General features: G+C 59.3%; 23 protein-coding genes. 10 read left to right on the forward strand and 13 right to left on the reverse strand.

The features are described from left to right. Positions 1–30: 30 nt before the first annotated feature. Positions 31–1,224 (reverse strand): nicotinate phosphoribosyltransferase, encoded by a 1,194-nt coding sequence (gene pncB / locus OCT39_RS11530; RefSeq protein WP_263584609.1) that lies wholly within the window; start codon positions 1,222–1,224, stop codon positions 31–33. 203 nt (positions 1,225–1,427) lie between these two features. Here pncB and recB point away from each other — a divergent pair, with 203 nt between their 5' ends. The 3 genes from recB (at position 1,428) to OCT39_RS11545 (ending at position 8,218) form a co-directional block, all read left to right on the forward strand. After that, a complete protein-coding gene (gene recB / locus OCT39_RS11535; protein WP_263584610.1) occupies positions 1,428–5,084 on the forward strand; it encodes an exodeoxyribonuclease V subunit beta in 3,657 nt (1,218 codons plus the stop codon). Then, positions 5,081–7,345: an exodeoxyribonuclease V subunit alpha gene (gene recD / locus OCT39_RS11540; RefSeq protein WP_263584611.1), complete on the forward strand. Its 2,265-nt coding sequence runs from the start codon at positions 5,081–5,083 to the stop codon at positions 7,343–7,345. The genes recB and recD overlap by 4 nt, the downstream gene beginning before the upstream one ends. A gap of 117 nt (positions 7,346–7,462) precedes the next feature. Then, entirely contained in the window at positions 7,463–8,218 is a 756-nt protein-coding gene (locus tag OCT39_RS11545) for a phosphatase PAP2 family protein (RefSeq protein ID WP_263584612.1), read from the forward strand. A gap of 98 nt (positions 8,219–8,316) precedes the next feature. On the opposite strand, the gene OCT39_RS11550 is transcribed toward OCT39_RS11545, so the two are convergent. After that, on the reverse strand, positions 8,317–8,883 hold the full coding sequence (locus tag OCT39_RS11550; RefSeq protein WP_263584613.1) for a DUF1993 family protein: 567 nt from the start codon (positions 8,881–8,883) through the stop codon (positions 8,317–8,319). A 106-nt stretch (positions 8,884–8,989) separates the two neighbouring features. Here OCT39_RS11550 and OCT39_RS11555 point away from each other — a divergent pair, with 106 nt between their 5' ends. After that, positions 8,990–9,307, forward strand: coding sequence for a phosphatase PAP2 family protein (locus tag OCT39_RS11555; RefSeq protein ID WP_263587332.1), 318 nt, complete (start codon positions 8,990–8,992; stop codon positions 9,305–9,307). A 191-nt stretch (positions 9,308–9,498) separates the two neighbouring features. Here the strand turns inward: OCT39_RS11555 and OCT39_RS11560 are convergent, their stop codons facing one another. Continuing rightward, positions 9,499–10,857 (reverse strand): biosynthetic peptidoglycan transglycosylase, encoded by a 1,359-nt coding sequence (locus OCT39_RS11560; protein ID WP_263584614.1) that lies wholly within the window; start codon positions 10,855–10,857, stop codon positions 9,499–9,501. Positions 10,858–10,977: 120 nt separating this feature from the next. Continuing rightward, positions 10,978–11,850: a hypothetical protein gene (locus OCT39_RS11565; protein WP_263584615.1), complete on the reverse strand. Its 873-nt coding sequence runs from the start codon at positions 11,848–11,850 to the stop codon at positions 10,978–10,980. A gap of 615 nt (positions 11,851–12,465) precedes the next feature. On the opposite strand from OCT39_RS11565, the gene OCT39_RS11570 reads away from it, so the two are divergent. Continuing rightward, the gene (locus OCT39_RS11570) at positions 12,466–12,960 is read left to right on the forward strand and encodes a hypothetical protein (protein WP_263584616.1); all 495 of its coding nucleotides are present in this window, start codon (positions 12,466–12,468) and stop codon (positions 12,958–12,960) included. A 63-nt stretch (positions 12,961–13,023) separates the two neighbouring features. On the opposite strand, the gene OCT39_RS11575 is transcribed toward OCT39_RS11570, so the two are convergent. Continuing rightward, positions 13,024–13,719 carry a haloacid dehalogenase type II gene (locus OCT39_RS11575; RefSeq protein ID WP_263584617.1) on the reverse strand — a complete coding sequence of 232 codons (696 nt, stop codon included), beginning with the start codon at positions 13,717–13,719 and terminating at the stop codon, positions 13,024–13,026. Positions 13,720–14,147: 428 nt separating this feature from the next. Here OCT39_RS11575 and OCT39_RS11580 point away from each other — a divergent pair, with 428 nt between their 5' ends. Next, entirely contained in the window at positions 14,148–14,645 is a 498-nt protein-coding gene (locus OCT39_RS11580; RefSeq protein ID WP_263584618.1) for a hypothetical protein, read from the forward strand. A gap of 342 nt (positions 14,646–14,987) precedes the next feature. On the opposite strand, the gene OCT39_RS11585 is transcribed toward OCT39_RS11580, so the two are convergent. Next, the gene (locus tag OCT39_RS11585) at positions 14,988–15,512 is read right to left on the reverse strand and encodes a hypothetical protein (protein WP_263584619.1); all 525 of its coding nucleotides are present in this window, start codon (positions 15,510–15,512) and stop codon (positions 14,988–14,990) included. Between the two features lie 79 nt (positions 15,513–15,591). Then, the gene (locus OCT39_RS11590; RefSeq protein WP_263584620.1) at positions 15,592–16,938 is read right to left on the reverse strand and encodes a carboxylesterase family protein; all 1,347 of its coding nucleotides are present in this window, start codon (positions 16,936–16,938) and stop codon (positions 15,592–15,594) included. A 174-nt stretch (positions 16,939–17,112) separates the two neighbouring features. On the opposite strand from OCT39_RS11590, the gene OCT39_RS11595 reads away from it, so the two are divergent. Then, the gene (locus OCT39_RS11595) at positions 17,113–18,081 is read left to right on the forward strand and encodes a putative zinc-binding metallopeptidase (protein ID WP_263587333.1); all 969 of its coding nucleotides are present in this window, start codon (positions 17,113–17,115) and stop codon (positions 18,079–18,081) included. An 18-nt stretch (positions 18,082–18,099) separates the two neighbouring features. Here the strand turns inward: OCT39_RS11595 and OCT39_RS11600 are convergent, their stop codons facing one another. Genes OCT39_RS11600 through OCT39_RS11610 form a run of 3 tightly spaced genes read right to left on the reverse strand, consistent with a single transcriptional unit; the run spans position 18,100 to position 19,267 of the window. Further along, positions 18,100–18,531, reverse strand: a complete 432-nt coding sequence (locus OCT39_RS11600) for a GNAT family N-acetyltransferase (protein WP_263584621.1) — start codon at positions 18,529–18,531, stop codon at positions 18,100–18,102. A 16-nt stretch (positions 18,532–18,547) separates the two neighbouring features. Continuing rightward, positions 18,548–18,931, reverse strand: coding sequence for an NUDIX hydrolase (locus tag OCT39_RS11605; RefSeq protein WP_263584622.1), 384 nt, complete (start codon positions 18,929–18,931; stop codon positions 18,548–18,550). 21 nt (positions 18,932–18,952) lie between these two features. Then, complete coding sequence (locus tag OCT39_RS11610; protein WP_263584623.1) at positions 18,953–19,267, reverse strand: hypothetical protein; 315 nt, start codon at positions 19,265–19,267, stop codon at positions 18,953–18,955. 147 nt (positions 19,268–19,414) lie between these two features. Between OCT39_RS11610 and OCT39_RS11615 the strand changes: the two genes are divergently transcribed. From OCT39_RS11615 to OCT39_RS11625, 3 genes are all read left to right on the forward strand, one after another. Then, positions 19,415–19,906: a GNAT family N-acetyltransferase gene (locus OCT39_RS11615; RefSeq protein ID WP_263584624.1), complete on the forward strand. Its 492-nt coding sequence runs from the start codon at positions 19,415–19,417 to the stop codon at positions 19,904–19,906. Positions 19,907–19,994: 88 nt separating this feature from the next. Further along, on the forward strand, positions 19,995–20,825 hold the full coding sequence (locus tag OCT39_RS11620) for an AraC family transcriptional regulator (protein ID WP_263584625.1): 831 nt from the start codon (positions 19,995–19,997) through the stop codon (positions 20,823–20,825). A gap of 21 nt (positions 20,826–20,846) precedes the next feature. Further along, entirely contained in the window at positions 20,847–21,461 is a 615-nt protein-coding gene (locus OCT39_RS11625; RefSeq protein WP_263584626.1) for a LysE family translocator, read from the forward strand. Between the two features lie 10 nt (positions 21,462–21,471). On the opposite strand, the gene OCT39_RS11630 is transcribed toward OCT39_RS11625, so the two are convergent. From OCT39_RS11630 to OCT39_RS11640, 3 genes are all read right to left on the reverse strand, one after another. Further along, positions 21,472–21,939 (reverse strand): 2TM domain-containing protein, encoded by a 468-nt coding sequence (locus OCT39_RS11630; protein ID WP_412031121.1) that lies wholly within the window; start codon positions 21,937–21,939, stop codon positions 21,472–21,474. Positions 21,940–22,126: 187 nt separating this feature from the next. Beyond that, positions 22,127–22,591, reverse strand: coding sequence for a putative molybdenum carrier protein (locus OCT39_RS11635; RefSeq protein WP_263584627.1), 465 nt, complete (start codon positions 22,589–22,591; stop codon positions 22,127–22,129). A gap of 120 nt (positions 22,592–22,711) precedes the next feature. Continuing rightward, positions 22,712–23,605 (reverse strand): LysR family transcriptional regulator, encoded by an 894-nt coding sequence (locus OCT39_RS11640; protein WP_263584628.1) that lies wholly within the window; start codon positions 23,603–23,605, stop codon positions 22,712–22,714. Between the last annotated feature and the right edge of the window lie 132 nt (positions 23,606–23,737).

Below are 23,737 nucleotides of genomic sequence, written 5' to 3' on the forward strand. Positions count from 1 at the left end.
GCTTTAAAGTACGAGCCGCGCCTGGCTCGATCAGGGGCAGGTTTCCGGCGTGGCGTGGCTTAACGACAGAATACGTTTGGCCAGGGCGATCATGTCCGGGTCGCCGGTGTGTTTGTCCGGCACGTCCGAGAGCTTGATGACCGGAAGCCACCCCTGGCCTTCCGGGCGCGCCTTAACCATCTTGATCACCATGTTCATCGGCTCCACACCCACATCGTTGGTGAAGTTGGTACCGATGCCAAAAGCGGTACCGATGCGTCCCTGGCAGAACGCCTGGATACGCTCGACCCGCTCCGGCGTCAGCGCGTCGGAAAAGATGATCGTTTTGGTTTGCGGGTTCACGCCCAGGCGCTTGTAGTGCTCGATGGTCGCCTTGGCGAACTCCACCGGGTCGCCGCTATCGTGGCGCACGCCGTCGAAGAGCTTGGCGAACTTCTTGTCGAAGCTTTCGAAAAACGCCTTGGTGGTGAAGGTATCGGTCAGCGCGATGCCGAGATCGCCGCGATACACGTCCACCCAGTGCTCGAGCGCCAGGCTGTTGGCCATTTTGAAGCCAAAGCGCGCGCCGTGGAACATGAACCACTCGTGGGCGTGGGTGCCGATCGGCTTCACCCCGTGGCGCATGGCCAAAAGCACGTTGCTGGTACCGGTGAAGGTGTCGCCGCCGTAGTGGCGAAGCGCGCCCACGACCCGGTCGTGCACTGCAAACGAAAAGCGCCGCCGCGTGCCGAACTCGGCGATCTTGAGGCCCAGATCGCGGTAGTGTTCGATCTTCTCGCGGGTACGCTCTTCTATCAGCTCCGCCGTGTTGTCCGGGGCGTGTTCGTCGCGCAGCACGTACCAGAGCTCGCTGATCAGCGCCATCAGCGGCACTTCCCACAGGATGGTGCGGTACCAGGGGCCTTCGATGACCACCGACACGTCGCTTCCCTGCTGCTCGACGACCACCTCGGAGGGGTCGTAACGAAACCCGGCGAGAAAATCGAGGTAGGTCGGGTCGAGGTACGGGCAGGTGGTTTCCAGATAACGCTTCTCGTCCTCGCTGAGCGCAAGCGATGCCATCTTGTCCACTTCCCGGCGAAGCGCGGCGCCAAACCCGTCAGGAAAGCGATGCTCTCCCCGGTTGATGAAGGCGTAGTGCGCGTGGGCGTAGGGGAAGCGCTTGATCACGGCGTTTTGCATCGTGATCTTGTAAAAATCGTTATCGAGAAGCGATGTCAGCATGGTGTCTCATCGTCAGCATAAACTTAAAGCCACGACAGCGTATGACGGCTATCCTGGCGTGGCTGGCCGACAAGATTAGCAGGTGACGGGCCTGACTCACAGCCCGGGCAAACGCCGCCCGCCTTTTGATCCCCTCAAACCATCGCGATATAGTGCCAAACCTGCGCCTCCGGGCGCCTTTTCCTGCCGCACCCGGAGACCTCATGAGCCAACCCGCCCCACTCGACCCACTGGGCCTGCCGCTACACGGCAGCCGCTTGATCGAGGCCAGTGCCGGCACCGGCAAGACCTTCACGATCGCGCTTTTGTACGTGCGCCTGGTGCTGGGCGGTCATTCTCAAGAGGACGACACCGCCTACCCGCGCCCGCTCACCCCGCCGGAAATTCTGGTGGTGACGTTCACCAATGCCGCCACCCAGGAGCTTCGCGAGCGTATTCGCGCGCGGCTGGTGGAAGCCGCGGCGGTGTTTCGCGGTGCCCAAAATGACGACCTGCTGTGTGAACTTCGCGCCCAGTACGATGAAGGCGCCTGGCCCGCCTGCGCCCGCCGGCTGGAGTTGGCCGCCGAGTGGATGGACGAGGCGGCGGTGTCCACCATTCACAGCTGGTGCTACCGCATGCTGCGCGAGCACGCCTTCGATAGCGGCAGCCTCTTCTCACTGAACCTGGAAAACGACCAGCGCGAGCTCGAGCAGGAGGTGGTACGCGACTACTGGCGCACCTTCTACTACCCGCTGGATATCGAGGCGCTTGCCCACATCACCCGCTACTGGAAAGCGCCGAAAGAACTGCATGAGACGCTTTCACGGCTGTTAGCGGAGTGCGAGGCGCTTGGCGAGCCGCGCCCGGCCCCACAAACGACCCTGGCCGCGGTGGAGGCGCAAAAGTATGAGGCGCTGGCGGCGCTGAAAGCCCCCTGGCCCCAATGGCTCGACGAGCTGGTGCCGGCACTGGAAGACGCGGCGAAGGCCAAGGCGTTCAAGGGCCAGAGTTTCAACGCCAAAAGCCGCGCCAACTGGCTGGGGGCGCTCAAGGAGTGGGCCCAAAGCGATCAGGAGCGCCCGGCGCTGACCGACTCGGCCTGGAAGCGCCTGACGCCGGAAGGCATGGCGGAGATCTGGATAGAGGGCGAGCCGCCCTGCCCCGAGGCCTGGCAGGCACTGGCCGCGCTCAAGCCCGCGCTCGATAGATTGCCAGAGCCCTACAGTGATCTTCTGATTCACGCCGTGCAGTGGTGCAAGGTGCGCCTGGAGCGCGAGCAGCAGCGCCGCGCCGAAATGGGCCCGACCGAGCTTTTGACCCATCTGGACCGAGCGCTCAAGGGCCCCAACCGCGAGGCGCTGGCGGCTCAGATCCGCCGCCAGTTTCCGGTCGCGCTGATCGACGAGTTCCAGGACACCGACCCGGTGCAGTACCGCATTTTCGATGCGGTCTACCAGGTAGCCACTCAACGCCGCGACAGCGCGATTCTGCTGATCGGCGACCCCAAGCAGGCGATCTACGCCTTTCGCGGCGCGGATATCTTCACCTACCTGCAGGCCCGCCAGGATACCGACGGCCGCCACGTGACGCTGTCGACCAACTTTCGCTCCACCCGCGCCATGGTCGAGGCGGTCAACCACTGCTTTCGCTACGCCGACGCGCATCCGCGCGGCGCATTTTTGTTTCGCGACGAGCACGGCGACAACCCGCTGCCGTTTCTGCCGGTGGAGGCCCGCGGGCGCAACGAGCAGCTGGTACACGAAGGCGCCCCGCTTGCCGCAATGACGCTCTGGCCGCTTTCAAGCGACGAGCCGCTCTCGAAAAGCGCCTACCAGACCGAGATGGCCGAGCGCTGCGCCTCTCACATGGCCGCACTTCTGGAGGCGGGCCGCCGGGGGCAAAGCGGCTTTCAAAGCGAGCAGGGCCTGACGCCGCTGAAGCCTTCCGACATGGCGGTGCTGGTCAACGGCCTGAGCGAGGCCCGCGCAATCCGCCTGGCGCTTTCAAGCCGCGGAGTAAAAAGCGTGTACCTGTCGGATCACGACAAGGTGTTCGCCTCGCCCATGGCCGCCCAGGTGGAGCGGTGGCTTCGCGCCTGCGCCGAGCCGCTGGCAAGCTCGCGCCAGGCCGAGGCGCACCTGAGAGCGGCACTGGCCACACCCGCGCTGGGGCTAAGCCTCGCCGAGCTCGACCACCTGCAGCAAAACGAGCTGGCCTGGGAGGCGCGGGTGGTGCAGTTCGGTCACTACCACCGCCTGTGGCAGCGCCAGGGAGTACTTCCGCTGGTGCGCCGGCTGATGGCGGACTTCGAGATTCCCGCTCGTCTTCTGGCCGAGTTCGAAGACGGTGAGCGCTTACTCACCGATCTTCTGCACCTGGGCGAGCTTCTACAGCAGGCAAGCCAAGAGCTCGACGGCGAGCACGCCCTGATCCGCTTTCTGATGGAAGCCATTGCCGACCCAAACAGTCAGAACGACAGCCACAAGCTGCGCCTGGAGAGCGACGCCGACCTGGTCAAGGTGGTCACCATTCACAAGTCCAAGGGCCTCGAGTACCCGCTGGTGTTTCTGCCCTTCATCCAGAACCACCGCCCAGTGAAGGCGGACGATCTGCCGCTTCGCTGGCACGACGGTGACGGCCAGCTGCGCCTTAGCCTGAACGCCGACGAGGAAATACTCACGATTGCCGAGCGTGAACGCCTGGGTGAGGATTTGCGCAAGCTGTACGTGGCGCTGACCCGCGCCCGCCACGCGACCTGGCTGGGCCTAGCCCCGCTGAAGGAGGGCGAGGCGAGCGCAATGGGCTATCTGTTGAACGCGGGCCAGCCCATCGCCCCCGCCGCGCTCGCCACGGCGCTGGAGGCGCTTGCGAAAGGCAGCGACATCCACGTGGCCGAGCCGCCGGCGCCCACCGCGCTGCGGCTGGCCCCGGCGCTTGATAGCGAGACGCTGGGCCACGCCCGCGTGCCAACGCGGCCGGCCCGCGAGCACTGGTGGATCGCCAGCTATTCGGCGCTGCGCCTTTCCGGCACGCTCACCGCACCTTCGAGCGCGCCGCTGGAGCCCACTACCGCCCAGGAAGCGACCGCGTTCGAGGTGCTTAATGAGCCCCAGGACCTGGCCGAGCCCCAGGCGTTTCACCTGCACAAGTTCCCCCGCGGGCCGGGGCCGGGCACCTTTCTGCACGGCCTGCTCGAGTGGGCGGGCCGCGCCGGCTTTCAGGCCGCACTCGATGATGACGAGGCCTTCGGGGACATGCTCTGGCGCCGGGTGCAGCTTCGCGGCTGGCAGGTGTGGCAGGCGCCGCTTTCCGGCTGGCTAAAGGCGCTTTTAGCCACGCCCCTGCCGCTTGGTGGGGCGCAAAGCGTGGCGCTGACCGAGCTCAGTGATTACCAGGTGGAGCTCGAGTTCTGGCTGGCCGCGAAAGCGGTGGATACCCGCCGGATCGACGCGCTGGTAAGCCGCCACCTGCTACCCGGCCACGCCCGCCCGGCGCTGGACCGCGACACGCTCAACGGCATGCTCAAGGGCTTCATCGACCTGGCCTTCGAGCACGACGGCCGCTTTTACGTGCTCGACTGGAAATCCAACTACCTGGGCCCGACGGATGCCGCCTACGAGCAGGAAGCGCTGCGCCAGGCGCTGCTGGAGAAACGCTACGACCTGCAGGCCGCGCTCTACCTGCTCGCCCTGCACCGGCTTTTGAAAGCGCGCCTGAGTGACTACGACCCGCACCGCCACTTGGGCGGCTCGCTCACCGTGTTCCTGCGCGGCAGTTCGAGCCAGGGCCGGGGCGTGTACGCCGAGCCCGCGCCCATCGCGCTGATCGAGGCGCTGGACGCCCTGTTCACCGGCGCCCAGCAGGAGGCCACCGTATGAGCCGCAAGGACACGCAGACCTTCGATCTTTTCGATGCGCCGGATGAGCCCGCCACGCATGAGCCAAGCGCCCCAGCCGCACCGCACGCCGCGCTTTTTGACCCTCAGGCGCTGCTCGATCTGCTCGAGCGCTGGGTGGCGCGGGGCTGGCTGCGCGACCTGGACCGGGCGCTGGCGCGCTTTCTGCTGACGGAAGCCCCGGACGCCCCGGCGCTGTTGCTGCTGGCGGCGGCGCTTGCCAGCCACCAGCTCGGCCGTGGGCACGTGTGCCTGGAGTTGGCCGCCACGCTGGACGCGCCGGATTTCGCGCTGTCGCTGCCGCCGGAAGGCGACGACCTGATCGAGCCGCCGCTGCTGCCAAGCGCGCTGCTCGAAACGCTAACGCTTGCCCAGTGGCAGGCCGCGCTCGATCACCCGCTGCTGGTAAGCTACGGCCCTGGCAACACGCCACTGGTCGCCAGCGCCACGCGCCTTTATCTGCGCCGTTTTTGGCAGTACGAGCAGACCCTGCACGCGGAAATCGCCACCCGCCTCACCGCAAACGAAGATGTATTTGAGCAGGCTAATACGGGTAGGAGCCCAGTTCACTGGGCGATGGATGACGCCAGTCATCCCGATCACGCCACAGCAACTAACCTTCTTTCCCGGGCCCTAAACACCCTCTTCACTAATACCCAAACCCTGGACTGGCAAAAAACCGCCTGTGCGCTGGCCGCACGGCGCCGCTTCGCCGTGATTACCGGCGGCCCCGGCACGGGCAAGACCACCACCGTGGTGCGCCTGCTCGCGCTGCTGCAAACCCTGCGGTTGTCCCACGCCCCGGCGGAGCCGCTACGCATCCGCCTGGCCGCCCCCACCGGCAAGGCCGCCGCGCGGCTCAATGAGTCCATCGCCGGCCAGGTCAGCGGCTTGCCCACCGCCTCGCTCGAGGCGCTGCTGGGCGAGCACTTTGATGGCGCGCTAGACGGCGCCATCCCTACCGAGGTCACCACCCTTCACCGGCTACTGGGTGCGCGCCCCGACACCCGCCACTTCCGCCACGGCCCGCACAACCCGCTCGCACTCGACGTGCTGGTAATCGACGAAGCCTCGATGGTGGATATCGAAATGATGACCGCCGTGCTCAGCGCCCTGCCCGCAAACGCCCAGCTGGTGCTGCTGGGCGACAAGGATCAGCTCGCCTCGGTCGAGGCCGGCGCGGTGCTCGGCGAGCTGTGCCGCCGCGCCGAGGCCGCCCACTACACCAGGGCGACCGCCGCCTGGCTCGAAGCCGCCACCGGCCAGCCGATACCGGAGGCCTTCATCGACGAGCAGGGCCAACCGCTGGACCAGACGATCACCATGCTGCGGGTCAGCCACCGCTTCAATGAGCAAAGCGGCATCGGCCAGCTCGCCCAGGCGATCAACCAGCCCGGCGACGCCATGAGCGAGCGTGACAAACAGCAGGCGGTGAACCAGCTACTGCGCCAGGGCTACCCGGATGTACAGCACCGCGTGCTGGGCGGCGCGAGCGAAGGCGATGCCGCGCTTGACGCGCTGGTGATCGACGGCAGCCCCGCGGGCTTTGCGCAAAATGGCGAAGGCCGCACCGATCACAAGGGTAACCCCGTGGCCCCGCCCACCGGCTACCGCCACTATTTGAGCGTGCTCAAGGCCCAGCGCCCCGAAGGCGCCTCCTTCGAGGCGGACCCGGGCGCATTCGACGCCTGGGCCGGCCAGGTGCTGACCGCTTACGGGCGCTTTCAGCTTCTGTGCGCGCTGCGCAAGGGCCCCTGGGGCGTGGAAGGGTTGAATCCGCGCATCGCTCATACTCTTCGCCGCAACGGGTGGCTAAGTGCCAACGACGTGACGCTGGAGAAAGGCTGGTACGAGGGCCGCCCGGTGCTGGTCACCCAGAACGACTATGCGCTAAAACTGATGAACGGCGACATCGGCATCACGCTGGCCGTGCCCGCCCCGCGCGCGCCCGGCCAGTCGCTGCTACGCGTTGCGTTTCCAACGAGCGACCCGGCCCACCCCATCCGCTGGGTGCTGCCCTCGCGCCTGCACTCGGTGGAAACCGTGTTCGCGATGACGGTACACAAATCCCAGGGCTCGGAGTTCGTCCACACGGCACTCCTGCTGCCCGCCACGATCAACCCGATTCTAACGCGCGAACTCGTCTATACCGGCATCACCCGCGCCCGCGAGTGGCTGACCGTGGTGGAAGCCAAGCGCGGCATTTTGAATGAGGCGGTGGTGCGGGAAGTCATGCGGGCTTGATCCGTATAGCGGGCAAGGTTAAAACACTTACGGTCGAGCGCACGGGAACGGCGCTTGGCATTAAAAAACCCGCTTTAATCGAGGCGGTACAACGCGATCAACGCAAGGGATTTGCCAATGAAGTATCAAAAACGGATGGGCCACATGGGGCGTCAGGCTTTTTCCCTGCTGTCGCGGCTTGGCCGCCACGAACTGGCCCTGCTGCTGTGCCTGGCGATCATTTCCGGCGGCATTTGGGGCTTCGTCGCGCTGGCGGGTGAAGTCATCGAGGGCGACACCCAGAGCTTCGACGAGCGCCTGCTGCTCGCCCTTCGCAACCCCGCCGACCTGAACGACCCGATCGGCCCGGGCTGGGTCGAGGAGATGGGCCGGGACTTCACCGCGCTCGGCGGCGTGGGCGTGCTGGTAATGCTCACGCTGGGGGCGCTTGGGTATCTGCTACTCGCCAAACACTTTCGCGCCGCACTCTTCGCGCTGGTGGCGGTGCCCGGCGGCATTTTGCTCAGCACCGTGATGAAGCTGGGTTTTGATCGCCCCCGCCCGGATCTTGTGCCCCACGAAGCCATGGTCTACACCGCGAGCTTTCCCAGCGGCCACTCCATGATGTCCGCCGTGACGTATCTCACGCTGGCCGCCCTCCTCATCCGCATCCAGCCCGCGCTGCGCCTGAAAGCGTACCTGTTGATACTGGCGATACTGCTGACCCTGCTGGTGGGCGCAAGCCGCGTTTATCTCGGCGTTCACTGGCCGACCGACGTGCTCGCCGGCTGGACCGCCGGCGCGTGCTGGGCCGCGATTTGCTGGGGCGTGATGCACTGGATGCAGGGCCGCGGGCAGATTGAGAAGGAAGAGAGTGAGGCGAGCAGCGAATAGCCCGACCTTGATGCGGGAACGGGTGTAGACCGACATCACCCGCGCCCACGAACGGCTGCCCCTCAAGAAGCCAAGGGCTACGCCGCCAAACCAGCCGCTTAGCCTTTGGGCAGCGTTTCAGGGCGAATATAGGGAAACAGGTGCGCGACATAATCGGCCTTCCCAAGCTCGACCTTCTCGCTGCGCAAGATGGAATAGGCGGTCATGATGTGGAAGTAGAACTGCCCCAGCGTCCAATCACGGGCATACTGCTCGGCGGTTAAATCGAGAATCATACCGTTGGGCAGCTCGTGCACTAACGGCTTATCCGCCTGGGCATCCAGCGCATCAAAAGCCAGGCCGCTGAGCAAGGCGAGGGTTTCCTCAATACGCGCCTGCGCCTCTGCAAACGTTCCAGGGCTCTCACCGGCATTTCGTCCCTCGTCGAGCATTTCCTTGATAGAAGCCGGTAGCGCCTCACCCTGCAACCGGTGAACGGCCTCTTGCGCCTGCACGCAAGCAAACCGCACCTGCGTCGACAGTGGGAACATATCCGGCGCAAGCCGCGCGGAGAGCAGCGCTTGTGCCTCGTCATCCGGCAGCTGGCTTTGGGCCTTCTTTAACCAGTTGGAAAGCGCGCCCAGCATTTGGGTGTAAGTGGGTACCAGCAGCTGCGTTAGTGACATGGATACTCTTCCTTTGAATCGGTAATCGACGAATGGTCGCAATGGCGAGGGTTCTTTATAAACGTGAGTGATTACGAATGGTAGCCACCAAGCCGATTGCACCGTGATGAAGTTGGGCTTTGGACGCCCCCGCCCGGATCTGGTGCCCCACGAAGCCATGGTCTACACCGCGAACTTTCCCAGCGGCCACTCCATGATGTCCGGCGTGACGTATCTTACGCTGGCTGCCCTGCTTATCTTGGCGATACTGCTGGCGCTGCTGGTGGGCGCAAGCCGCGTTTATCTGGGCGTTCACTGGCCGACCAACATACTCGCCGGCTGGACTGCCGGTGCGAACTGGGCGGCGATCTGCTGGGGCGTGATGCACTGGATGCAGGGGCGTGGGCAGATTGAGAAGGAAGCGCGTGAGGCGAGCAACGAATAACCCGCTTCAAACAAATATAGGGCAACACGGTGTGCATTGCCCTGTATTTGGAAATGTATATTTGGGGTGAGTGTTTTTTCAAGGGGGGTCAGCTTTCGTCCAAATGCAGCCGTTTAAATAGCTCTGGTGTAACGCTCTTTAGTATTTCAGACCGAAAAGGAGTTAATAACCTTACTTTAAAAGGTGTTTCATCAAGCTCCAAGTGAGTCTCGCAATAGCTTTAACTTATCGCTTGATGCTACAATCTTATTGTTTATTACCGCTTGCTCATATAAAATAACTAAGTCGTTTAAATCTTCTTTTTTCATCAACCCTTTATTTTTGGCGGACTTGGCGGTTTCTATAATCTTAAGCACTAATAGTTGTGATCGTACGTTACTAACCCTTTCGATAAGAAAAAATGCTTGAGCATTCGTGGGGTTTTTCTCTACTTTACACCAGAAGTATTCCATCGCCTCTACGATACCGAAGCAGCCTTTTTCAAATCGAACAGCAGAAATATATATATCCAAGATAATATTCTTAGAAAAAACATTCGTTAACCATGGTGCCAAAGAAAGCTCTATAAACTTTCTTCGATAGGTTTTTTGCAAATCTGAAATAAACAGTGTCCTTATTACCTGCTGCACGATAGTTGAGCCTCCGGACCTCGGTTTTATTTTGACTAGACCGAGAATGCTTCGTAAAATTGACTTATAATTAATTCCGTTATGATTATAGAACCTTCTATCCTCAATATGAATAAGAAAATCTTTAATCCTCTTAGTTTTTATTCCTAGTCTTTCCGTTTCATAGAAAGAAAGCTTTGCTCGATAAATTATATATTCAATATTTTCTACGAGAGGTAAACCAATGGCCTTAGCCAAGAGCCTATAAAAAATTAATCTAGACGTTTCATGCACATCTAACAAAGAAGTTCTATAAACTAGCATTGTAGCGACAAACCAAATGATAGCGCAGCAAGCTATAAATGCGCCGGTAGAAATTTGGTTAAAAACATTTTGGTTTTGTTTAACCAGGTTAGCGATCAAAAAAAACACTACCGAGGTGGATATAATTGAGACAATCCAAAACGGGTAAGCAACATAAGTAAACCATCCTGGAAACAGACGGACGGCTAATGGTTGGTCAGCGCCCTCAACTCTCCAATTAGGCAATAGTAGTTGTATCCTACCGTAACTGAGACCAAGCATTCTTCTTAAAACAATGACTTTTCGACCTGAGAAAACTATGGATCTTTGCCGATCAGAAAAATACTTGAGTGTGACAAACGAAAACCCTGATATTATTAATAATAATATAATGGAGATAATATAAGGTGGTATTATACCCTCAAAAACTGACGCTAGTCGGTCTGATGAACCGACTAGCAGCGAGCCCAATGCTGCTGAAGAAACGAGAGACACATTCGAGGCATTAAGAAAAACACGTTCTTCCGACTCTAAATTTTTAGCTGCTACTTTATATTCCTCTAGGGCAATATCGCGATCTTCGAAGTGGTAAGTCGGAAAGTGCTGTCGCCAACCATTTTTATAATCTTCCTCTATCAATCTAATTTCCTTATAAAATTTAAAAATATGTTAAACAGCTCATTATAATTTTATTGCCTTATTAGCATGTTAGCTTGCGGTCGTCAACTGCCTCAGCCGTTCTATCAGCTTATATTACGGTTAAGTGCCATCTGCTATGTCCTTGAATTTCCCTTCAAGACGCCAGATTGTTGATTTGTGATCTTCGAATTTACCACCAATTTCTAATCCGGTCTTACTAATTGCTGCCTTTAATCCAGCATTGACACCGAAATCATCTTCATAGGATACAGATAGAGAAAAATCTTGGAGACCATAACTTTTTCGGCCTTTAGCAATAGACTGCCAAGTTGGTTCATGTTCATACCAAACCAAATCTTTAGGGATTGATGGTGTTACAGCTCCTGATAGCCTCGCCTCAAAAAGTAGTTGTGATCCGGATTTTGATGATGATGCAGCTTCAGCCCCCACCTTACTTTCGGCTTCCCCTAGTGGTACTGAAATACGGCTAGAGAAATCTCTTGACCAACCGCTAACGTGCTCAACGCGAATTGAAGTAGCTCCTAAACTCATAAGTAAATCCGTTGCTTCACAGAATTTGTGTTCAAAAGTGACGCGGTGAAAATCAGCCAGAGTGTAATAAACTTTAGGCAGTGCGGGATGCCCGATGTAAAGAACACCATCTCGAGGATGGCCCGGAGGAAATGAAAGTAATTTTGCAATCGTATTTCCAACCGGTAACACTAAAAGACCATCATCTCGCGCACGCCCCCACGCCTTTATAGCCTCGCGAGTTACTTCCGCTATCGTTCTACCTAGTGAAACAGGAAGAACATCAAAAACAATCGATTCAGTAATTTTCTTCCAGTCAAGGCCATTTTCACGAAGTTGAACAGCTCTTCGTTCCTCTTGTTCCGCAGCTTTAACAATCACATCGTCAGTAACAACAATCAATTGTCTGCTCGAATATGGGAGTTCTAAGAAGCGAGAAAAATTGTTCTCAATGTCATTCATTGGTATGAATTCCTATTGCGCTTAATTAGTAATGGACTTCCTATCTTGTGATTGGATAAACGTACCAGCACGTTTATCCGTTAAATACAGCCTGCGAAATTTTCTCTAAACATTTGAAATAAATAGAAAAAACTAAAATTCAGCTTCATACCTGAAACTTACATTATTGCTGCATTTTTCGGCAATGTTTGCTTTGGGTAGAAAGGTGACATTTTGTTGAAGCGTTGCTCCCTCTAAAACGCCAACATTACCAGTTAACTTAGGTTAGTCCTACCTCAACGACCTAGCTTTTAGTCGATAGTAAAAGCTCTACAACTCGATTGAAGCCCCACTTCATTGCTATCGCTTACCTCACCATAAATCATGCGATGCTACTCATCTGAGCTGTGCCTACTGGTTGATGGCGAAGACACAATAGGTGAGCCGAAATCCGCAGCTTCCTCACATGGCGTTAGCTCGGCTGTCTTCGCGCCATTGAATATATTAGCCCCATCTATATTATGTTCAGGTTTCAGCGAGTCACGATGATGCGAGCCGTTTTACTGCCAGTGCGTTTTGTACGCTGAGCCAACCGCCTCGACCCACCGTCAAAGCCATTTCAAAGGAAACCATACAATGAAACCCATCGTGATAGTGACGGGCCTGCTGGCGTGCTCTACCACTGCCGCCTTTGCGCAGGATCACATGGATAGCGGCCTGGCTTACTTTCAGGACTACTGCCTGAAACCGGGCGGGAAGCTGGAAAAGTCGATAGACCTGTTTTCCAATTCCGACACGTTTGGCAACGAACGCAGCATGGGGTCAGACTTCACCTATGTCAGCTACACCGGCCCAGACGGCATTAATGCCTCGGTGCTGATCGGCGCCTCATTTACGGACGACAAATGCACCATCATCATGACCGGCGTGGACGAGCCGATGGTGCAGAGCGAAGCGCTGGCGGCCACCCTGACGGAGACCGCCGGTGCCGAGTTCATGGAGTGGGAGGCGTTCGAGGATTATGGCAACGGCGGCTTTGGCTATCGCGATGCCCAAGGGGATGTGGTCGTCGCGCCCGTGACCACCGGTATTTCGGATGACATCGTGCATCTGAGCTTCTATCCGAATTGATGGCGTTGCCCGGTGCGATTTAAGCTCTGATAAGAAGTAACCCGTTCAAATCGAACTGGGCATTTATTGCCTTAGCTGCTCACCCAGCGCAATGAAATTCTCCGCCACGAAATCCCACGCTTTCTCAGCTTCCAAATCCTTGCTCTGCTGCGGACCATACTCCGTGGGCCGGGGGATGAACGCCGTTTTCAAGCCTAACGCCCTCGCCGCTCGTAAATCCGCATTATGCGCCGCGCACAGCATCACCTCTTCCGGCGGCAGATTCAGCAGACGGCTCGCGCCGAGATAAACCTCCGCGTCTGGCTTGTAGTGCTCGAAGAGCTCGGCGCAGAAGATCATGTCCCAAGGCAGTTTGGCGTGGCGGGCAACGTCGACCATCAGCGAGACGTTGCCGTTGGTCAGCGTGCCGATGATGTAATTCTCTTTCAGACGCGCAAGGCCTGACTGTACGTCCGGCCAGGGCGTAAGGCGGTGCCAGAAGCGGTTGATGCGCTCGATCGTCGAAGCATCCAGTTTAATGCCGTGTTGATCGAGCAGTTCGACCAGGCTTTCGCGATGCAGGTCATCGAGGTTCGTCCAAGGGCATTCGCCCTTGCGGACCCGGTCCATCGAAGGCACGTAGCGTCCGCGCCACTGGTCGGTCAGCGTCTCTTTTGGCAACTCGATGCCCAGCTCCTGCTCCAGCTTGCCGAACTGCTGGATCAGGCTGGTGCGCCAGTCGACCACGGTACCGAATACGTCGAACAGGATCGCTTTCATTCATGTCTCCTTTTTGGCCTGTTGTTATTTTGAGTCTTGTCAGTACGGGGCTGAATTGCGCCCATCGATGACACGATCAGGCTGGTTGAAATGAAAGATAACGTGGCGCTAGGCGTTTCGCTTATTGCGCCTCGGTGACCTGTCGTCGCGAGCCGAAGCTCTCTCCCATAGAGCATGGTGTGCCTGCGGCTCCTTGAGAGTGTCCTCCAGCTTTTGCGTAGACGCTCATTTTCATCGCGCAGCTTTACGCCCACCCGTTAGTTGCCGATAGCCCCATATTGCTGCCATGCCGGTTGCGCACGCCGTTGAATACATTAGAGTCATCTATATTATTTTCTGGCATCCAGGATCGCGACGATCAGGTGGTCGTGCAGCCGGCACATCAAGCGCTTCGGGCAGACGTTGGAAGCACTCAAGGGAGAGTCACAGTGAAACAGATTTTGATAGCGGCGGGCCTGTTGGCATGCGCGACCTCAACGGTTTACGCGCAAGAGCGCACGGATTCCGCGCTTGCCTATTTTCAGGACTACTGCCTTGAAGCGGGTGGGGATATGCAAAAGTCGATCGCCCTGCTGTCCGCATCCGAGCACTTTGATGCTCCGTTCGACCAAAGCTCAGGCAATTACACCGCGCTGCTGTTCATGGGATTGGACGGTACCCTTGCCACCGTCACCATCGGGGGCGAGGTGGGGTACGATCGCTGCATTATCACGGCAAGCGGCGTGGCCGACCCGATGGCGCAGAGCGAAACCTGGGCCGGTATTTTGGCCGATGAGCAGGGCGCCGACTTCACGCAGTTAGCGCCCTTCGATATGTATGGCAACGGCGGCTTTGGCTATCGCGATGCCCAGGGGAATGTGGTTGTCGCGCCCGTAACCACCGGTATTTCGGATGACATCGTGCATCTGAGCTTCTACCCGAAGTGATTAAGTTGCCCAACTACTCAAGACATGCCATCGAAAGCCGTTTCAGACTGTAATACCCCTCAGTCAAGCCTGGCCAGCGGTTATGGATAGAGGATTTCGCTCGCGGCTGGTCGTCAGCCAAGGCGCCTGAGGGCGCCCTTCGCCCGCTGAAGCGGGCTCCTACAATAAATCCGGCGGCCATGTAGTAGGTACAGACTCATACCGGTGACCGCGTAGGAGTTGAGCACCCAGCTCACGAATCCCTTGAAGAAAAGCGAAGTGTTCAAGTCGCGTTACTTCAAGCCCTTCTGCTATCGAAACACGCTTACCATTACCGCCCGTATTCAAAAAATCAGTGTTGGCTCACTCAGGATGACACAGGCGTTCGAGCTCCTCGGTAAAGCCCGGGTAGGTCAGATGGGCGTTATCGATGACTTCGAACACGCTCTGCTCGCGGGAGTGGGCGTGCTGATGGGCGAAGGCCTGAAAGGCGGCGTTGGGTGTGGCGCTCACGTGGGGGTAATCCAGCGCTTCACGTGGGCCGACCCCGCCGGCTAAAAGCCACAGAAAGTCGTCAAGATCCCGGGCGATCACGCCGCTTTCGCCTTCCGAGCCTAAAAACACGATCGGCTGCTGCTCGATGGGCGTTTGCGGCAGCACCATCCAGAACGCGGCGTAGCCGCCGGTGCCGTCCTGGCCGAAAACGCGAAACTGCGCGCCGGTCGCGTGCGGGTTGCCGCTCCAGGCCTGTAGCCACTGCGCGGTGTCCTCGGCGGTCAAGAATCGCGTGTAGGGTTCAAAGTCATAGCCTTCCTCGATATCGAAACTCAGCTGATGGAGCAATGCCAACCGCTCCGGTAACTCGGTATCCCAGGGGTCAATGCTCATGGTGTACTCCGTTCGATGAGTGATGCTTCGAACCTGCGATAGCACGTGGGTTCAGCATGTGCGATCACGCCCCAAAACGCTAGCGCGCTTTCCACCACGCCAGTATGCCCGGCGCAAGCTCGCCCTTCTCGGCCAGCTGCCCGCCTCTGGCGAAGTCCGCCCAGAGCGTGCGCAGGCGCTGGCCACACTGGTGAAGCTCGCTCTCCTCCACGCCCTTGACGATATCCGCATCGCGCCAGCTAGCCTGCTCGCCCAGTAGTAACGGTAGCTCAAGCGTGTGAGCGGCGCCGTAAGGGGCACGGCCCTTGTTCCAGTCGAAGCGGTAAACGAAGGCGTTTCCACCAGCGCTTACGTGGCGGCGGGCGAAGGCGTGGGCATCATGCCGGTACACCTTGCGCGTGGTGGCGGCGACCATGGCGCCGGTAAGCGGCGCGCCCAGAAGCGGCGTTTGGCGCAGGCGCATCAGCCCCGGCGACATGACCAGAAACAGCGCGGTTTCTTCACAGGTAGTGCCGATGAACACATCGATCTTTTTCGCCGCGCGCTGCCAGGCGGCGGGCGCCTGCTTCTCCTGGGGCAGCGGGTAGTGGCCGTACTGGGTCGAAAACGGCATGGCAGATTTAAGCCCAAAGCCCTGGGCGGTCTTGACGACCTTCGTTTGCAGGGCGAGCACCTCGCCCAGCGGCATGTCATCGGTGGCTGAGGCGGCCTGCTGGAACATTTTGGCGTTCATTTTCGCCCGTCCCCGGCTGATGCCGAGCGGCGCGCTCTGAATGATGGCGCGCTGGAAAAGCCCCTCGGCGCCGTCGGCAATCATCAGGTGCGCCGCCGCGTCGCCGCCGGCGGAGTGGCCGAATAGCGTGACGTTGTCGGGGTCGCCGCCGAACGCGGCGATGTTGGCGTTAATCCAGCGCAGCGCCGAGATCAGATCGAGCAGCCCCAGGTTCGCCGGGCGCCCTTCCCCGCCGAGAAACCCCAACAGCCCCAGCCGGTAGTTCACGCCCACCACGATCACATCGTTTTCAAGTGCCAGCGGGCGGGTGTCGAATACGGGCAGATCCGCCGTGCCGAATACATAGGAGCCGCCGTGGATCCAGACCATGACCGGGCGCGGCGTACTGGCGGGGCTTTCCGGCAGCGTCACGGAAAGGTGCAGCGCCTCTTCCGAGACGACGAACTCGCCCGCACTCACGCCCAAGGCGTGGTTGAGCTCCGGCACGATATTCTGCGGCGCGGCGGGTGACCATTCGGTGGCGTGAATGGGCGCGCTCGAAGGCGGCTCGTCCACCGGCGGGCAAAAGCGCTCAACGCGTGCGTAGCGGATGCCGGTGGCGCGAATCGCGCCGCGATCACGCCAGCCGATGATATCGCCGGCGGGGGCGGTAAAGCGCGGGGTGTCTTGCGGGGCGGGCTCAGCGTGGGTCATGGGCGGTCGCTCGTACAATGGCACATCATCATGAGCCGACGAGCATAGCACGCGTGACCGGCGGTTAGAGGCCACGCGCGCGAGGCGGCGTTGAGATGCCAGCGAAGAAGTCATTGGACGGCTCGGCTTGCCACCACCTAGACTCAAGGCTCCTTCCCCGTGAGTGCCCTGCCCATGCGCGTTTTCTCCAACCCGGTCGGTGCCGGTTCGTTGTGGTTCGATAACCTGGTCACCGCCGACGGCGTGCCGGTCGCCTACGACCCGCAGGCCCGCGCGTTCATCCCCATGCCGCCGTTTTGCGCCAACCGCGAGGTGGTCGGCTGTAACTGGATCGCGCCGAAGGCCGGCGAGCTTTGCCGCGCCTGCGCCATGACCGCCGTCGCACCGGACCCGAGCATTCCCAACGCCACTGCCAACTGGGCGCAAACCGAAGCCGCCAAGCGCTGGGTGATCGACAATCTGGGCCGCTGGAACTGGTTTCGTCCGGAAGACCCAGGCGCCCCGCCGGTGTTCCACCTGCTGGCGGAAGGCAAAAAACCGGTGATGATGGGCCACGTGGATGGCGTGGTGACGATCAGCATCGCCGAGGCCGACCCGGTACTGGTCACCACCCGGCGCGAGGCGCTGGAAGAACCCTACCGCACCATGATCGGCCACATGCGTCACGAGATTGCGCACATGCTGTGGTGGCGGTTAAGCCTGCGCGAGGACTTTCTCGAAGCGTTTCGCGACATGTTCGGCGACGAACGCGCCGATTACGGCGAGGCGCTCAAGCATCACTACAACGAAGGCCCGCCGGAGAACTGGCGCAAGGATTTCGTCTCCACCTACGCCTCGGCCCACCCCCACGAGGATTGGGCGGAAACCGTTTCGCACATTCTGCACCTGACCGACATCACCGACAGCTTCGTGTCATCGGGCATGGATTCGCCGGAGCTGCCCCGCGATCACAAGTGGGATGCCTACGCCGAGCCGGACGCCGAGCGCTTGATTCACATTGCCACCGCGCTGATCGCCGGGGTGAACCACGTCAACCGCGCAATGGGGCTTTCCGACGTTTACCCCTTCATGCTGACCGAAGTCACGCTCAAGAAGATGGCGTTCGTGCATGGGTGGCTACGCCGGGGGGCGCAGGGGCTGTAACCTCCTTGAGCGCAGGCCTCAGGCACTGGGGCTGTCGCTCAACACGAACGAATGCAGCTCGATATCGGTTCGAAACTGCCAGCCCAGGCGTTGCCAGAACCGCTTGCCGGATTCGTTATCCGTAAGCAGCATCAGGTGCGCCTTGTCGATGCCTTCACCCCGCAAGGCGTTCAGGCAGCGCTCGACCAGAGCGGTACCGACGCCCTGCTTACGGTGACGTTCGGCCACCGCCAGGTGCTGGATGAAACCTCGATGGCCGTCGTGGCCCGCCATGATCGTGCCGATGATCTCCCCGTCCTGTTCGGCAATGAAGCTCAACCCCGGGTTACGCGATAGATAGCGCGTGATGCCTTCGAAAGAGTCCGCATCACGCAGGCGCACGCCCGGCGTTTGCTGCCAAAGCGCCACGGCGGCGTGGTAGTCCTCGAGGGTCATGGGGCGGTAGTGCATGAAGAATTCCAGAAAGTCAGTTCGTCAGGGCGTGGAAGGTGTGAATCGAGTGGGCGTAGCCCGGCGGCAGGTTGGCCGGCAGCGCGTCGAGCGCGAAGGTGGCGATGCGCGAATGCTCGTCGCTCACTTCAGGTGCGAAAGGGCCTACCAATTCGCAGCCATAGGTCACGATGAAGACCTGCTTGCCGGGAATTACCTCGAACAGATAGCTGTCGATGATCGATGAGACGCGCACCTCGACATCGAGCTCTTCCTTGAACTCTCGCGCCAGGCACTCAGGCGCGCTCTCGCCAACCTCGATACGCCCGCCGGGCAGCTCCCACTCGTCGCGGTCGTTCAGTGCCAACACCACCTGGCCGTTGGGAAGTCTCAATACGCCCTTGATCGATACTGGAAACACAAGCACCCTTCCCGTTCAATGCTAGAAGTTGAGTCCCAAGCGCAGCGCCTGTAGCCCATCGAGGGTGATCGTGACCTCATCAGAAAACAGCGGATGCCCTTCGACGCCCAGATTCAGCGCCGCCTGGCTGCCGCGGTAGGCCACGTTCAGCGTGATCTCCGTCGAGGTACTGATCGGCGCCCAGAGCCTGTAATCGACGCTTTCCACCGTAACGTTGGAAAGCCCGCGCTCACTCAGCGCCTGCTCCACCTCGCGCTCCACGGCGTGGCCGTAGTAGACATAAACCCCCGCATAGCCCAGCGCCAACACCCCGATCAACGACAACAGCTTACCCATAAAACGCCTCGCATCATCGCCGTTCGATCAACGGCCAAAAGCGGGATAATGCCGGGCATGGGTCGGGGGCACAAGGGGCAGGCATCGCGCCCCATTTTTCTTTATTCTGCTGCCCACGCTTTGCTTTCACCCCTCCGGAGTCTATCCATGACCTCACCTGTTTTGCGACTCGCCACGCCCAACGACACCGACCGCTGCTACGACATCGAGGCTGCCGCCTACGAGGGCGACGAAGGCGCCACGCGAGAGAAAATCGCCACCCGCATCGCCCAGTATCCCGAAGGGTTTCTGGTCATGACGCTCAATGACGAGATCATCGGCTTTATCAACGGCGGCTGCGCGCATGAGGTGATCATGTCCGACGAGGCGTTCAAGGAGCTAATCGGCCACGACCCCGCCGCGCTCAACGTGGTCATCATGTCGGTGGTGATCGACCCCGCCCACCAGGGCAACGGTTACGCCACGACGTTGATGCAAGCCTTCGTCGAGCACATGAAAGCGCTTGGCAAGCAGACCATCCACCTGATGTGCAAGGAGCGCCATGTCCCGCTCTATGAGCGCATGGGCTACCGCTACGTAAAGCCTTCTGACTCCGACCACGGCGGCATGGCGTGGCATGAGATGGTCATGGTGTTGTAGCTTGTCGGCCCGAATGTGAGCAATTCTGTACAAGCATTCGAACGGCCAACTGCCTTAAGCTTACCGGGTGACATGCGAGGAGCGCGGTATGCGAAACGCCAGCCGATTTGAATTTATCAAAAGCCAGCACGTGCCGAGTTTGACCGTGCTGCACGCGGCGATGGAGGATTTCAGCTATGACCGCCACGCCCACGAAGAGTACGCCTTTGGCGTGACCCTGGCCGGGCGGCAGGATTTCTTCAGTGGCGGGCAGTTTCACAAGAGCCCGCCGGGCAACGTCATTCTGTTCAACCCAGAAGAGGTGCACGACGGCCAGCCCGGCGGCGAGGATACGCTGGACTACCTGATGCTCTACGTTCACCCGGAGCAGGTGGCGCCGCTTTACGCCGAAGTGCTGGGCCATGAAAGCAAGACAGCGTTTCACTCGCCCAATACGCTGATTCAGGATGCCCGGTTGAGAGGCGATATCCTTGAGCTGGCGCGACTGATCACCCAGGGGAGGGGAAGCTGCATCGACCAGGAAAGCGCGCTGTACCGGATGGTGGAGCGCACGGTGCAGCTGGGCGGCACTTCAACGCCCCTGCCGCGCCTTACTCGGCCGGAGGCGCTGCTGGTCCGGGCAAAAGCCTACATTCACGCTCACTTGGAGCGGGACATGTCGCTGGATGAAATCAGTCAGGCGGCGCATCTTTCCAAGTACCACTTTCTGCGCCTTTTTCGTCAGCGCTACGGCATCACACCCCACCAGTACGTGATCAACTGCCGCATCAACGCGGCGCGCACGGCGCTGGCCGCGGGGGCTGACACTACCGAGGTGGCGCTGCGCTTCGGGTTTGCCGACGCGAGCCATTTCAACCGCCGTTTCAAGCGTATCTACGGTATGACGCCGAGCCAGTACAGGCGCGACATTTCACGCTAAATCCCCCTCCGAGGTTTTACCATGCTGGGAATCATCCTGTATGGACTGGGCGTCATGTACACGCCCGGGCCCGTGAATCTGCTCGGCCTGAACGTAGGCATTAACGGCCAAGCCAAACGCTCCGTCGGCTTTTGTCTGGGCGTGGGCAGCGCGATGCTGTTCTATCTACTGGTGCTGGGCTTTGCCGGAGCGGCGTGGATCGGCGGCCAGGCACTGGTGGTGCTCAGCGCACTGGGCTGCGGTTATATTCTCTACCTCGCCTACAAGATCGCTCGCGCCAGCGCAGAGCTCGAAACCGATGGCGCGCCCACACGGGTTTTCAACTTTCGCGATGGGCTGGTGATGCAGCTTCTCAATCCCAAAGCGCCGGTAGCAGTGCTGCCCATCGTCACGCTGCAGTTCCCCGCAGCGGATATTCATGGAACGAGCCTGGTCCTCTGGGCAGTTGGCCTTGGCCTGCTCGCCGCTGGTGCCCCGGGCAGCTACATGGCGCTGGGCGGTTTGCTTGGCCAGGGTGTTACGAACCCTGGCTGGGTGAAGCGCTTCAACGTGATAATGGCGCTGCTGCTGACCGGCGTGGCGCTGTCGATCGGCTTTGAACACGTGTGGGTGCCGCTTGCCAGCGCGGCGGATTAGGCCGATCAGATCATAGCTTTCTACCCAGTCGTTTTTCGACCTGCTTTCGCTCCCACTCGGGCCCGAAGAAGTTCAGCACCTCAAAAGCGGTCAGGCCATGACTGATGATGCCGATCCCCCAGCCCATGGCCGGCCACCACGCCCACATGTAGCCCGAGCCGGTCATAAAGTTGATGATAAACAATAGCGAGATGATCAGTGTGTAAGAGATGAGATGCGCATAGAAATCCTTGATCGCTTTGACCTTCTCGATCACGGCCTTCTCATCGTCGGTGATGTTGATGTCGCTGTTCATGTCAGGAGCCCCTTCAAGGTCCGAAACGTCGATTTCGAAGACAGCGGCCAGGGATTTGAGCGACTCAAGGCCAGGCTTTTGACCGCCCTCGATTCGCTGCACGGTTCTCACGCTCAATCCACTGAATTGAGACAGCTGATCCTGCGACCAGCCTCGTTGCAACCTGAGCTTCTTGACGATCATCGTTGACTCCCTCCCCCGCTGTTCCAGACATCATCATTCAGTCCCGACACCGCAAAAATCAACGTCACGAACACGTCAGCAGCCCGACACTTATTTATTTTCAGCAACTTGAGTACGACCAAACCCGACTCCAGTCTCTCACCCTCAGCACCGGAACGTGTCTTGCACGAAAGCAATTCATGCCCCGTTAAACGGCCCGATGCAAAAGCAAACCGAGCGCACGGTTCACTTCATCATAGATGGTGGCGCAGTGACTGGCGCTCGGTCCAGCAACATTCAGGATGGCTAGATCGAACTCACGCACGAAGTCGGCCAGAAGTGCGGCGGCGACATTTGTGCTCACCACGTCGATATCGATCAGCTTGTAGGGCTTGGCCTGGCGAATACAGAACAGCACGGTAGCCTCGGTGCCGCCGCGCGGGTAAGCGCTATAGAAAATGGCGGTGCCGTCGGCGTCCTGCACATTGCGTTTGGTGCGCTGACGATAGCCGCCGCCGATCTCGTCAAGCGTGTAAACAGGGTCAAGCGGCCCATCCTCGGCCACCCGCCCCACCGGGCAGGCGCCGCCGATCGGAAAACCCGCGGCGAGCGCGGCATCGAGGGCTGCCCGGTCGGCGCCGGTCTGGCCGCCGCTGATGATTTTTTGTAACATCTGTCGTGATTTACCTTGAGCCCAATACCGGGACCTAAGTACTCGGCAAACCGGAGGGCTTATCATCGGTTTGTTGTTAAGCAATGTCTTGAAGTAAGACTTTATACTTTTTCGATCATTTCAATTCGCACCCAACAAGCGGCTTTCGGCAATTTCGATCAACTTCTGAACGGCGGATAATCCCGAGTTACGGCGCCAGACCAACATCAATGACAGTTTCATGTCGAGATCGCTGATACGGTGGCTAACCACACCTTCAGGCGCACCTGCCATGGTCATGGCAGGTAAGACCGTGCAGCCCATGCCGGCAGCCACCAAACAAAGCATCGTTGCATTATCAGTGCCCTCTTGCACCACGTGCGGGGTAAAATTGGCGCGTTGAAAGGCATGTATCAACTTGTCGTGGTAAGCCGGTGTTGCACTTCTATCGAACCAGATGAACTCCTCATTATTGAGCTCGCTAAGCTTTTTAGGTGGGTGTTTGGCCAAACGCGAGGTTGCGCTAGTCACGAGCACTAGATGATCCTCGTAAAGACAATAGCTGCATAGATTCTCGTCGTCGGGGGGAAAATAAAGAATCCCCGCATCCAGCTCTTCTCGACGTATCGCCTCAACTTGGGGTGCGGACAGCAGTGAATTGACTTTCAATGAAACTTGGGGATAGCGCTCGCGAAAACAGTTCAATAACCCCGTGATCTGCGGCACCCAGAGATGCATGACCGTCACGCCTAGATGCAACCGTCCTAATTGGCCATCCGCGATTCGCTGCGCATTACGTTTCGCCTGCTCGAACTCGACTAACAGCTTGCGTGTATCGCGATAAAACGCCCGACCAGCCATCGTCAAGCGAACCCCTGTACGCGACCGGGTTAATAATATTGTACCCACCTCGTCTTCCAGCAACTGTAGTTGGCGGGTCAAGGCGGGCTGCGCCAATGGAATACGCTTTGCAGCTGCGGTAATCGACCCTTCTTCCACGACCCATTGAAAATAGCTCAAGCGCTTGAAGTCCATCTCGTCCTCGCTGACATTCTACTTTTTGTTGGTCGGCCATCTAATGACAGCATGGAAAAGCATAAAAAAAACGATTTTCTCTATATGAGTTAACACTTCAAGATAAAAGTGTCATCCACAACAATGCGTATA

The organism is Halomonas sp. GD1P12, assembly GCF_025725645.1.
Lineage (GTDB): Bacteria > Pseudomonadota > Gammaproteobacteria > Pseudomonadales > Halomonadaceae > Vreelandella.

What these genes read in the sequence shown, in the direction of transcription:
- OCT39_RS11570 (WP_263584616.1), top strand. Translation starts at nt 12,466, where the DNA reads ATGAAACCCATCGTGATAGTGACGGGCCTGCTGGCGTGCTCTACCACT.
- OCT39_RS11640 (WP_263584628.1), bottom strand. Translation starts at nt 23,605, where the DNA reads ATGGACTTCAAGCGCTTGAGCTATTTTCAATGGGTCGTGGAAGAAGGG.
- OCT39_RS11625 (WP_263584626.1), top strand. Translation starts at nt 20,847, where the DNA reads ATGCTGGGAATCATCCTGTATGGACTGGGCGTCATGTACACGCCCGGG.
- OCT39_RS11610 (WP_263584623.1), bottom strand. Translation starts at nt 19,267, where the DNA reads ATGGGTAAGCTGTTGTCGTTGATCGGGGTGTTGGCGCTGGGCTATGCG.
- OCT39_RS11585 (WP_263584619.1), bottom strand. Translation starts at nt 15,512, where the DNA reads ATGAGCATTGACCCCTGGGATACCGAGTTACCGGAGCGGTTGGCATTG.
- OCT39_RS11590 (WP_263584620.1), bottom strand. Translation starts at nt 16,938, where the DNA reads ATGACCCACGCTGAGCCCGCCCCGCAAGACACCCCGCGCTTTACCGCC.
- OCT39_RS11615 (WP_263584624.1), top strand. Translation starts at nt 19,415, where the DNA reads ATGACCTCACCTGTTTTGCGACTCGCCACGCCCAACGACACCGACCGC.
- OCT39_RS11600 (WP_263584621.1), bottom strand. Translation starts at nt 18,531, where the DNA reads ATGCACTACCGCCCCATGACCCTCGAGGACTACCACGCCGCCGTGGCG.
- OCT39_RS11630 (WP_412031121.1), bottom strand. Translation starts at nt 21,939, where the DNA reads ATGATCGTCAAGAAGCTCAGGTTGCAACGAGGCTGGTCGCAGGATCAG.
- OCT39_RS11555 (WP_263587332.1), top strand. Translation starts at nt 8,990, where the DNA reads ATGAAGTTGGGCTTTGGACGCCCCCGCCCGGATCTGGTGCCCCACGAA.
- recD (WP_263584611.1), top strand. Translation starts at nt 5,081, where the DNA reads ATGAGCCGCAAGGACACGCAGACCTTCGATCTTTTCGATGCGCCGGAT.
- OCT39_RS11635 (WP_263584627.1), bottom strand. Translation starts at nt 22,591, where the DNA reads ATGTTACAAAAAATCATCAGCGGCGGCCAGACCGGCGCCGACCGGGCA.
- OCT39_RS11595 (WP_263587333.1), top strand. Translation starts at nt 17,113, where the DNA reads ATGCGCGTTTTCTCCAACCCGGTCGGTGCCGGTTCGTTGTGGTTCGAT.
- OCT39_RS11545 (WP_263584612.1), top strand. Translation starts at nt 7,463, where the DNA reads ATGAAGTATCAAAAACGGATGGGCCACATGGGGCGTCAGGCTTTTTCC.
- OCT39_RS11575 (WP_263584617.1), bottom strand. Translation starts at nt 13,719, where the DNA reads ATGAAAGCGATCCTGTTCGACGTATTCGGTACCGTGGTCGACTGGCGC.
- OCT39_RS11620 (WP_263584625.1), top strand. Translation starts at nt 19,995, where the DNA reads ATGCGAAACGCCAGCCGATTTGAATTTATCAAAAGCCAGCACGTGCCG.
- pncB (WP_263584609.1), bottom strand. Translation starts at nt 1,224, where the DNA reads ATGCTGACATCGCTTCTCGATAACGATTTTTACAAGATCACGATGCAA.
- recB (WP_263584610.1), top strand. Translation starts at nt 1,428, where the DNA reads ATGAGCCAACCCGCCCCACTCGACCCACTGGGCCTGCCGCTACACGGC.
- OCT39_RS11550 (WP_263584613.1), bottom strand. Translation starts at nt 8,883, where the DNA reads ATGTCACTAACGCAGCTGCTGGTACCCACTTACACCCAAATGCTGGGC.
- OCT39_RS11565 (WP_263584615.1), bottom strand. Translation starts at nt 11,850, where the DNA reads ATGAATGACATTGAGAACAATTTTTCTCGCTTCTTAGAACTCCCATAT.